The following is a 10465-nucleotide window of genomic DNA, read 5'->3' on the forward strand; positions in this document are numbered from 1 at the left end:
GAAGGTGAGTTGAGAAGCTTGCTGGAGGTATCAGAAGTGCGAATGCTGACATGAGTAACGACAATGCGAGTGAAAAACTCGCACGCCGAAAGACCAAGGTTTCCTGCGCAACGTTAATCGACGCAGGGTTAGTCGGTCCCTAAGGCGAGGCTGAAAAGCGTAGTCGATGGAAAACAGGTTAATATTCCTGTACTTCCAGTTATTGCGATGGAGGGACGGAGAAGGTTAGGCCAGCCTGGCGTTGGTTGTCCAGGTTTAAGGTGGTAGGCTGAAATCTTAGGCAAATCCGGGATTTCAAGGCCGAGAGCTGATGACGAGTTGCCTTTAGGCGACGAAGTGGTTGATACCATGCTTCCAAGAAAAGCTCCTAAGCTTCAGATAACTGGGAACCGTACCCCAAACCGACACAGGTGGTTAGGTAGAGAATACCAAGGCGCTTGAGAGAACTCGGGTGAAGGAACTAGGCAAAATGGCACCGTAACTTCGGGAGAAGGTGCGCCGGCGAGGGTGAAGGACTTGCTCCGTAAGCTCATGCCGGTCGAAGATACCAGGCCGCTGCGACTGTTTATTAAAAACACAGCACTCTGCAAACACGAAAGTGGACGTATAGGGTGTGACGCCTGCCCGGTGCCGGAAGGTTAATTGATGGGGTTAGCGCAAGCGAAGCTCTTGATCGAAGCCCCGGTAAACGGCGGCCGTAACTATAACGGTCCTAAGGTAGCGAAATTCCTTGTCGGGTAAGTTCCGACCTGCACGAATGGCGTAACGATGGCGGCGCTGTCTCCACCCGAGACTCAGTGAAATTGAAATCGCTGTGAAGATGCAGTGTATCCGCGGCTAGACGGAAAGACCCCGTGAACCTTTACTATAGCTTTGCACTGGACTTTGAATTTGCTTGTGTAGGATAGGTGGGAGGCTTTGAAGTGGGGACGCCAGTTCTCATGGAGCCATCCTTGAAATACCACCCTGGCAACTTTGAGGTTCTAACTCAGGTCCGTTATCCGGATCGAGGACAGTGTATGGTGGGTAGTTTGACTGGGGCGGTCTCCTCCCAAAGAGTAACGGAGGAGTACGAAGGTGCGCTCAGACCGGTCGGAAATCGGTCGTAGAGTATAAAGGCAAAAGCGCGCTTGACTGCGAGACAAACACGTCGAGCAGGTACGAAAGTAGGTCTTAGTGATCCGGTGGTTCTGTATGGAAGGGCCATCGCTCAACGGATAAAAGGTACTCCGGGGATAACAGGCTGATACCGCCCAAGAGTTCATATCGACGGCGGTGTTTGGCACCTCGATGTCGGCTCATCACATCCTGGGGCTGAAGCCGGTCCCAAGGGTATGGCTGTTCGCCATTTAAAGTGGTACGCGAGCTGGGTTTAGAACGTCGTGAGACAGTTCGGTCCCTATCTGCCGTGGACGTTTGAGATTTGAGAGGGGCTGCTCCTAGTACGAGAGGACCGGAGTGGACGAACCTCTGGTGTTCCGGTTGTCACGCCAGTGGCATTGCCGGGTAGCTATGTTCGGAAGAGATAACCGCTGAAAGCATCTAAGCGGGAAACTTGCCTCAAGATGAGATCTCACTGGGATCTTGAATCCCCTAAAGGGCCGTCGAAGACTACGACGTTGATAGGTTGGGTGTGTAAGCGCTGTGAGGCGTTGAGCTAACCAATACTAATTGCCCGTGAGGCTTGACCATATAACACCCAAGCAATCTGCTACGCAGATTGTGGTGGTGAAGACGAAAGACCCGAAAATTCGTAAGACCACAAATATCGCATATCCGGATTCGCTGGGCTGTCCATCTGGACATTCTGGCTACAGAATTTCTTGACGACCATAGAGCATTGGAACCACCTGATCCCATCCCGAACTCAGTAGTGAAACGATGCATCGCCGATGGTAGTGTGGGGTTTCCCCATGTGAGAGTAGGTCATCGTCAAGATTCATTTCGCAAAACCCCTATCTGCACATGCAGGTAGGGGTTTTGTCTTTAAGTAGGAACTACAGATATTCGCAGGCGCGCCCGAAGGACGAGCCAGCACACAGAATTTCTTGACGACCATAGAGCATTGGAACCACCTGATCCCATCCCGAACTCAGCAGTGAAACGATGCATCGCCGATGGTAGTGTGGGGTTTCCCCATGTGAGAGTAGGTCATCGTCAAGATTCAAACCCAAAGCCCCTGTCTGCGATGCAGACAGGGGCTTTGTCTTTTATGGGTTTCAATATCGGTTAGAACTGATAACTGGCCGTGGCGCTCACATTGCACTCTTTACTCATGTAGCAGTAGTTCAGGCTGACACATGAGGTAATGTAGCGTTCATTGGTAAGGTTGTTGGCGTTCAAGCGCACATCCACACCTAGCAGGACGACCAGGCCCAGGTCATAGCCGATCGAGGCGTCCAACAGGGCGTAGGAAGGCACCTTCATGCTGTCCCCCACTTCTCGCCCCCCCGCCCAGCCGCAGACCATCCAGGGCCCCTAGCGGCAGTCGGTTCAGAGCGTGAGCATCTGTTTCGGCGCCTGAGTAGGCGAATTACCCTTGTCGCCCAGCACCAGGCTCGGCAATAACTTGGAATACCTGCTGCCGTCGGCCAGCTGAGGCTCACGCGACAGGGTATAGCCAGTCCTCGCGCTACAGCGCGTAAAAAGGCAGTGGGTGCATTCAGCTGCAATTGTTCAAGCGTTTTAGCAAGCTCACGGAGGTGTACTGGGCCAAATCTGCCGTTTCGGCTGTGTTGCAGAGCCAAGTATGCAACCAGCCATGGTGGTCACTTCAGAGCGTTTGCACGGACTCGTTGCTGGGCATGGGGAGGGTGCAGGCATCCGTGCGCATGAATGATATGTAGTCTCATTTTTTGCAGGCAGTACTAATTTGCAATCCATCAATTCGCGCGTAAGGCCGGTATCAGGCTAACGCCCCACGTGCGTATCCAGGTAATTGCGGATCACCCGTGCCCCGCCATTGAGGTGCTGTTCCAGCACCGCCACAGCGTCGTCCACCAGCTTGTCGCTGGCCGCATCTACCAGTGCGTTGTGATCGTCCTGAGTCAGTTTGCCCAGGCCCATGGACGAAAGATGGAAACGCAGGAAGCGTTCTTCCTCGTTCAGTTCGTTCTCGATAAGGCGCAGTAGTTTCTTGTTCGGCGCCTTGCTGTACAGCGCCATGTGGAACAGGCGGTTGAGGCGGCCAATTTCGGCGTGGCTGGTCTCGTTCTCCAGTTGCTGGATAAACCCGCGGGCGCTGGCGATGTCGCTGGCATCAAGCAGCGGGATAGACTGGCGTAGCGCCTCGCTCTCGAGCAATACGCGAAGGGCATAGGTGTCAACCGCGTCCTCGCCGATCAGCGGCGCAACTACGGCGCCCTTGTGCATCTCTACATTCAACAGGGATTGCGCTTCGAGCTGGCGCAGGGCTTCGCGCACAGGCATGCGGCTGACGCCGTACAACGTGGCGAGCTCTTGTTGGCGAATCGCGGTACCAGGGGGCAAGCGACCATCGAGAATGGCGCTGCGCAGGCGTTCTTCAATCGCGCCACGGGCCTGATGCGGCAACAACTGCTCGCTGGCCAGCACATCACTCAATTTGATTTTCTTGGCCACGCTACGCCTGCCTCAACGATGACTATATTGGATCCAATAACGCTAGTAACAGCTTGTGAGGGTGTCAAACCTGCACCCACACTGGTACGGGCGCCCCAAAAGCGCGGCTATGGTGGAGGAAGTCGCACGTCAAAGAAAGCTGCCTATAGAAAGATGTAAGTAGAAAGTATAGGTGGGCTGACAGCCGGGTGCGTGATTGCAGGTTGCCATTGTCTTTTGCTGTGGCAGGCCCCACCATCGCTGCTTTCGACTGGTCTGAACAGGGCTTCGCAGTGGCGATATCCTGCTTGCTCAAAACCGTTGTGCGACATGTCGGCTTTGCCGCGCTGCTGGGCAGTCTTCTGCTGGGCGGCTTGCACGCGGATTGGGATTTCTCCCAGATCAGCCGCAAGTCGCAGGCCCTGTACGGCCCACTGGGTGCCGGACAAGGCCGCATCGATGCCTGGCAGAACCTGATGGCCACGCAGAAGCAGGGTACTGAGCTTGAACGGTTGCAAGTGATCAACCGCTTCTTCAACCAGCAATTGCGTTATGTCGAGGATATCGATCTGTGGCATGAGGTCGACTACTGGGCCACACCTGTGCAGGCACTGATCAAAGGTGCAGGGGACTGCGAGGATTACGCTATTGCGAAATATTTCAGCCTTCGGCGCATGGGAATCCCCAGCGAAAAACTGCGCATCACCTACGTCAAGGCGCTGCGGCAGAACCGGGCACACATGGTCCTGACCTATTATTCAAGCCCACAGGCCCAGCCTTTGGTGCTTGACAGCCTGATGGATGCCATCAAGCCGGCAAGCCAGCGTACTGACCTGCTACCGGTGTACGCCTTCAATGGTGAGGGGTTATGGCTGACGGGCGCAGCAGGGAACAAGAAGGTTGGTGATACCAAGCGGCTGTCACGCTGGCAGGATTTGTTGAAGAAAATGCAGGCCGAAGGGTTCCCGGCCGAGCCGGTTTACTGAAGGAGCACAGATGTCACTGTTCAAACAATTGCTGTTGGCCATTTGCCTGTTCCTGGTAGTCGCCTTCAGTGGCAGTTTCATGGTCAGCCTGGAAAGCTCGCGCAGCCAGTACGTCAACCAGTTGCGCTCGCACGCTCAGGATGCGGCCACTGCGCTGGCGCTTTCGCTGACGCCGAATATCGACGACCCAGCGATGGTCGAGTTGATGGTCAGCTCGATCTTCGACAGTGGTTACTATGCAAGCATCAAGGTTGTCGACCTGGCCTCCAATGCCGTGCTGGTGGAGCGTCACGCCGAGCCAGACCCTGGCGGTGTCCCGCTTTGGTTCGTGCACCTGATCGGCCTAGAGGCCGCCGGCGGCGATGCAATCGTCAGCCGTGGCTGGCAACAGGCCGCGCGCGTTGAAGTGATCAGCCACCCGATGTTCGCCATTGCCAAGCTTTGGCAAAGTGCCTTGGGCAGCCTCGGTTGGTTGCTGTTGTGCGGTGCGGCCAGTGCCGTGCTCGGTGCCTTGTTATTGCGCCGTCAGTTGAAGCCACTGGACTACATGGTCGAGCAATCCCACGCCATTGCCCGCCGCGAATTCCTCAGCCTCCCAGAGTTGCCACGCACGCCGGAGCTACGCCGCGTGGTGCAAGCGATGAACCAGATGGTCGAGAAGCTCAAAGCCCTGTTCACCGAGCAGGCCGAGCGCAGTGAACGGCTGCGGGCGGAGTCCTATCAGGACAGCCTGACCGGGTTGTCGAACCGCCGCTATTTCGAAATGCAGCTGAACACTCGGGTAAGCAACCTGGAAGACGCGCGCGCCGGCTACCTGCTTTTGTTGCGGGTTCAGGGCCTGGCCGGCCTTAACGCCCGCCTTGGCGGCCAGCGTACTGACCAGTTGTTGCAAGCGGTAGGTGAACAGCTGCGCCGTACATGTGCCAGCTACCCAGAAACCAAAGACCTCATTTCCCGCAGCCGCGGCGGCGAGTTTGCAGTGCTGGCACCGGGCATGGTGCATGAGGAGGCAGTACAGCTTGCCCAGGCTCTGGAGGCAACGTTGCAGAGCCTGCACGAAACAGGTGCCAGTGATATCGACCCGGTGGCATGTATAGGCCTGGCGCCATTCAGCCCTGGTGATTCACCGCAGGCGTTGCTGAAGCTCGCCGACGAGGCTCTGGCCCGCGCTGAGAACCAGCCAACGCCAGGTTGGGTATGCCTTGAGCAAGGTGTTGCCGCGGTTGCTGCGGACAGCCAGCATGCCTGGCACAAGCGGCTCGATCAGGCGTTTATCAATGGGCATTTCGAACTTTTCTTCCAGCCCGTGATGGATTGCGCTTCCTCGCAACAGATACTGCATCACAAAGTCATTTCGCGTTTGCAGGATGGCCAGGGTGAAGCCTTGCCGGCGGGCCGCTTCCTGCCTTGGCTGGAGCGCTTCGGCTGGATGCCGCGGCTGGATGTGCTGGTGCTGGAGAAAGTGTTGGCGCACCTGCGAGGGCATGATCAGGTGGTGGCGTTGAACCTGTCCGCCGCCACCCTGGCCGACCCCAAGGCTCTTCAGCGCGTTTTCGAGCTGCTGGGCCAGAACGCGGCGCTTGGCCCGCGGCTGGTATTTGAAATTGGCGAGGAGCAGTTGCCTGAGCAGGCAGCATTGGAGCAACTCACCCGGCGCCTGCATGGGCTTGGCTTCGGCCTGGCGTTGCAACGCTTTGGCGGGCGCTTCAGCATGATAGGTAATCTGGCGCACCTAGGCTTGGCGTACCTGAAGATTGACGGCAGTTACATCCGCAACATCGATCATGAGCAGCACAAGCGGCTGTTCATCGAAGCGATACAGCGAGCGGCGCACAGCATCGACCTTCCGCTGATTGCCGAGCGAGTCGAGACGGAAGGGGAACGGTTGGTGTTGCAGGAGATGGGAGTGGGCGGGATTCAGGGGCAACTGGTGGGTGAGCCTGCGCCCTGGCGCTGAACGTCTTTTCGTGCCCCGCCGTAGAAGCGACCTAGAGCCGGAAAAGGGGCGCGGAACGGCCCCAGGATTCACGTAGCGATACACGGGGCCGCTTGTGCAGCCCCGTCGCGATACAAGGCCGCTCCTGCAGCAATGGCGAAACCAGCAGGCCGGCTATCACCGCTCGCGCAGCGCTTCCGAGCGCGCTTTCATGATCGGCTTGAGCAGGTAGCTCATGATGGTCTTCTTGCCTGTCATGATATCCACCGTCGCCACCATCCCCGGGATGATCAGCAGTGGCTTCTCGTCAGTCCCTAGGTGGCTGCGATCAGTGCGCAGCTTGATCAGGTAATACGTAGTCTTCTTGTCTTCATCGGTAATGGTGTCGGCGCCAATCTGCTCCAGCTTGGCCTTGAGCCCACCGTAGATGGTGTAGTCATACGCGGTGAACTTGACCGTCGCTTCCTGGCCAGGGTGCAGGAAGGCGATGTCTTTGGGCAGGATCTTAGCCTCGATGACCAGCGTGTCGTCCAGTGGCACGACTTCGATGATATCGCTGCCTGGCTGGATTACCCCGCCAATGGTGTTCACAAGCAGTTGCTTGACGATACCTCGCACGGGCGAAGTGACCAGTGTGCGGTGCACCCGGTCGTCCAGCGCTTTGCTGGTGGCAGTAGCCTTGTTCAGTTCGGTGCGTGCCTCGTTCAGTTGGGTCAGCGCTTCACTTCGAAACTTGCCACGAGTCTCTTCGATCTTGCTTTGCACCTCGCGGATGGCCGCCTCTGCGCGTGGGATCGCCAGCGCAGTGGAATCCAGCTGACCGCGGTTTTCCACTTCAGCACGGCGCAGGCGCAGCACTTCAACCTGGGAAATCGCGCCGGTTGCCACCAGCGGTTCGGACATACTGATTTCCTTGCGCAGCAGCGCAAGGCTGTTGGCGTACTGGGTGCGCTTGGAACTGTATTCGCGCAGTTCCTGCTGGCGTTGGACCAACTGCTCTTGCAGGCCGCCAATTTCGTCCTGCAGTTGCTGGCGCCGGCTCTGGTACAGCGACTCTTCATTGGCCGCCTGGTTTGGCGCGGCTTTACGCAGCTTCTCGTCGATTACCAGCGGGATGTCCTGGACCTCGGCACTCAAGCGTTCGACCCGCAGGGCCATGGCCAGGCGGTCAGCCTCGGTTTCACCTACGTTGGAGGCGAAGCGGGTTTCATCCAGGCGCAGTAATGGCTGGCCCACTTCGACGATCTGCCCCTCCTTGGCGAAGATTTCGGCAACGATTCCGCCCTCCAGGTTCTGGATCTTCTGCACCTTGGAAGACGGAATGGCCTTGCCTTCACCCCGGGTAACTTCGTCGATGGGCGCAACGCTCGCCCATACGATCAAGAACACGAAGAACAGGATCACGCCCCAGATGGTCAGTCGAACCACCCGCGGCGCATCTTCGATCAGGGCTTTGTTTACCTCGGGCAGCGGCTGGCCGCCAAGCGAGTCGCTGCCTTTGAAATAGCGCCGCAGGCCGTCCTTGAACTGCCCAATATCCAGCTTATGCAACACTGATCTGCCCCTTCTTCAGTGCATCCATGACCGCGGCTTTCGGGCCGTCGGCGACAATCTGCCCGCGATCGATCACGATCAGCCGGTCTACCAGCGACAGTAACGAGGCACGGTGCGTGACCAGCAGTACCGTCTTGCCCTCTACCACCGCTTGCAGGCGCTGCTTGAGGCGTTCTTCACCGGTGTTGTCCATGGCGCTGGTCGGCTCGTCCAGCAGCAGGATCTGCGGGTTGAGCAGCAGCGCACGGCCCAAGGCGACGTTCTGCCGCTGTCCGCCGGACAGGTTCTGACCGCGTTCACCCACTTGCAGCTCGTAGCCGTCGGGGTGCAGCCGGGCGAATTCATGTACACCCGCCAGTTCAGCGGCCTGCAGGATCAGTTCGTCCTCGATGTAACGGGCGCCGCTGACCAGGTTGTCACGCAAGGTGCCGGCGAGCAGCTGAATGTCCTGTGGGACGTAGCCGATATTGTGGCGCAGTTCGCTGACATCGATCTGGCGAATGTCGACGCCATCGACCAGCAGCGAGCCACCGTCGGCCTCGTACAGGCCGACGATGAGCTTGGCCAGCGAGCTCTTGCCCGAGCCGCTGCGACCGATGATGCCGACTTTCTCGCCAGGGCGGATGGTCAGGTTGATATTCTTCAGGGCCAGGTTCTGCTGGTTCGGATAAGTGAAGTCGACCCCGCGGAACTCCACGCTGCCCTGCAGCACCTTGCGGCTCAGCGGGCGTTCTTCGAAGTTGCGCTCTTGCGGCAGATCCATCATGTGGTCGGTGGAGACCATGGTTACCTTGGCTTGCTGGTAGCGGGCGAGCAGGCCGTTGAGCTGGCCCAAAGGGCCGAGGGCGCGGCCGCTGAGCATGTAGCAAGCCACCAGGCCGCCCATGCTCAGGTTGCCATCTATGATCAGGTACACGCCGACGCAGATCATTGCCACGCCTGCCAGTTGCTGGATCAGCAGGGTGATGTTCATCGCCAGGCTCGACAGCACTTTCACGCGCAGTTCCAGGCGGCTCAGGGTGCCGAGGGTTTGCTCCCACATGTACTGGCGTTCGCTTTCGGCGTTGTTGACCTTTACCGCATCCAGACCTGCCAGGGTTTCGATCAGGCTGGACTGGCGCTCTGATGCCAACGCCATGGTCCGCTCCATGGTCGCCATCAGTGGCCGCTGCAGGGCGTAGCCGATACCCAGAGCCAGCGGGAAGGCGATGATCGGAATCCACACCAGGTGCCCGCCAATGATGGCGATGACGATCAAAATCAGGATGGTGAAGGGCAGGTCGATCAGGCTGGTCAGGGTCAGCGAGGCGAGGAAGTCGCGCAGGCCCTGGAACTCGTGAATGTTCTGGGCAAAGCTGCCGACCCGCGCCGGCCGGTACTTCATCGACATGCCGACGATACGTTCAAACAGCGTTGCCGAGATGATCAGATCGGTCTTCTTGCCGGCCAGGTCCAGGCACAGGCCACGCAGGCCTTTCAGGATCAGGTCGAAGATGTACGCGCCGGCGATACCGATGGCCAGTACCCAAAGCGTCGAGGTGGCCTGGTTTGGCACCACCCGGTCATACACGTTCATCACGAACAGTGGCGCGGCCAGGGCGATCAGGTTGATCACCAAGCTCGCGGCGATGGCGTCGATATACAACCACTTGCTGCGCAGCAGGGTGTCGCGGAACCACGACTTCGCGCGTGGGATGAGGTTGCCGTGGTTGACATCGAACTTGTGCTGAGGCTGCGCGAAGAATACTCGGCCGCTGTAGTCGCTTAGCAGTGCTTCGCGGCTGACGTGCACCTCGCCACCGTCGCTTTCGCTGAGTAGCAGGCGCGCGGTGTCTTCGTTCTCCCAGCCGAGCAGGACGGCGCTGCGGCCCTCCTTCAGCAAAAGCATGGCCGGCATGGCGATACTCGGGATCTGCTCCAGCTTTCGCTGAAGAACGCGCCCCTGCAGGCCGGCCCGGGCCGCGGCGCGAGGCAGCAGTTCAGGGCTCAGGCGCTGGGCGGGTAACGGTAGGCCTGTTGTCAGCATGACCCGGCTGGCGGGCTTCTGATGCAGGACACACAGGCTCAACAGACTATCCAGCAGGGGATCGTCATGCTGACTGCGTGGATCGTGGCTGAGTTGGACTCGACTGACTTCGGATTCCACGCGGCGCTCTCTTCATCCTTGTGGTGGGTAGGGGGTGTGCCGTCGTTAAGGTCAGGCCGGCTCACCCTGGCTCTCTTTGGTGCTGTAAAGCTGTGCTGATAAGGGGACTCACGCCCCGATGCTTAAGCAACTTGCCAATGGTCGCCTTGAATCGGTGTTGAGTAAACAATTCTACGTGCTTCATATGCACCATACGCAGTGGCGCAATGATTGTTTCATTTTTGAGCCAGCCATCATCCGGCTTGACGTCAACTGCAGCATAGC

At 58.4% G+C, this 10465-nt stretch carries 5 protein-coding genes, 3 rRNA genes and 1 pseudogene (1 of these 9 only partly in view); 5 read left to right on the plus strand and 4 right to left on the minus strand.

The features are described 5' to 3' along the window. The 3 genes from GST84_00925 to rrf (GST84_00935) all read left to right on the plus strand — a co-directional run. Positions 1-1706: ribosomal RNA gene (locus GST84_00925) — 23S ribosomal RNA — on the plus strand (it extends 1208 nt beyond the left edge of the window). Positions 1707-1822: 116 nt separating this feature from the next. Beyond that, positions 1823-1938, plus strand: a 5S ribosomal RNA gene (gene rrf / locus GST84_00930). A 109-nt stretch (positions 1939-2047) separates the two neighbouring features. After that, positions 2048-2163, plus strand: a 5S ribosomal RNA gene (gene rrf, locus GST84_00935). A gap of 66 nt (positions 2164-2229) precedes the next feature. Here the strand turns inward: rrf (GST84_00935) and GST84_00940 are convergent. Both GST84_00940 and GST84_00945 read right to left on the minus strand, forming a co-directional pair. Further along, positions 2230-2508 (minus strand): annotated as a pseudogene (locus tag GST84_00940) (TonB-dependent receptor). Between the two features lie 402 nt (positions 2509-2910). Next, a complete protein-coding gene (locus tag GST84_00945) occupies positions 2911-3600 on the minus strand; it encodes a GntR family transcriptional regulator (GenBank protein XGB10998.1) in 690 nt (229 codons plus the stop codon). A 272-nt stretch (positions 3601-3872) separates the two neighbouring features. Between GST84_00945 and GST84_00950 the strand changes: the two genes are divergently transcribed. After that, positions 3873-4565 carry a hypothetical protein gene (locus GST84_00950; GenBank protein XGB10999.1) on the plus strand — a complete coding sequence of 231 codons (693 nt, stop codon included), beginning with the start codon at positions 3873-3875 and terminating at the stop codon, positions 4563-4565. A gap of 10 nt (positions 4566-4575) precedes the next feature. Beyond that, positions 4576-6522: an EAL domain-containing protein gene (locus tag GST84_00955; protein ID XGB11000.1), complete on the plus strand. Its 1947-nt coding sequence runs from the start codon at positions 4576-4578 to the stop codon at positions 6520-6522. A 156-nt stretch (positions 6523-6678) separates the two neighbouring features. On the opposite strand, the gene GST84_00960 is transcribed toward GST84_00955, so the two are convergent. Together GST84_00960 and GST84_00965 are read right to left on the minus strand one after the other, a co-directional pair. Then, positions 6679-8055, minus strand: coding sequence for an HlyD family type I secretion periplasmic adaptor subunit (locus tag GST84_00960; protein XGB11001.1), 1377 nt, complete (start codon positions 8053-8055; stop codon positions 6679-6681). Beyond that, positions 8045-10201 carry a type I secretion system permease/ATPase gene (locus tag GST84_00965; protein ID XGB11002.1) on the minus strand — a complete coding sequence of 719 codons (2157 nt, stop codon included), beginning with the start codon at positions 10199-10201 and terminating at the stop codon, positions 8045-8047. The genes GST84_00960 and GST84_00965 overlap by 11 nt, the downstream gene beginning before the upstream one ends. Between the last annotated feature and the right edge of the window lie 264 nt (positions 10202-10465).

Source organism: Pseudomonas putida (assembly GCA_041879295.1).
In the GTDB taxonomy this organism is placed as follows: Bacteria; Pseudomonadota; Gammaproteobacteria; order Pseudomonadales; family Pseudomonadaceae; genus Aquipseudomonas; species Aquipseudomonas putida_Y.

Bases quoted from the DNA above. Each gene is read 5' to 3' on its own strand.
- GST84_00955 (XGB11000.1), top strand. From the start codon at position 4,576: ATGTCACTGTTCAAACAATTGCTGTTGGCCATTTGCCTGTTCCTGGTA.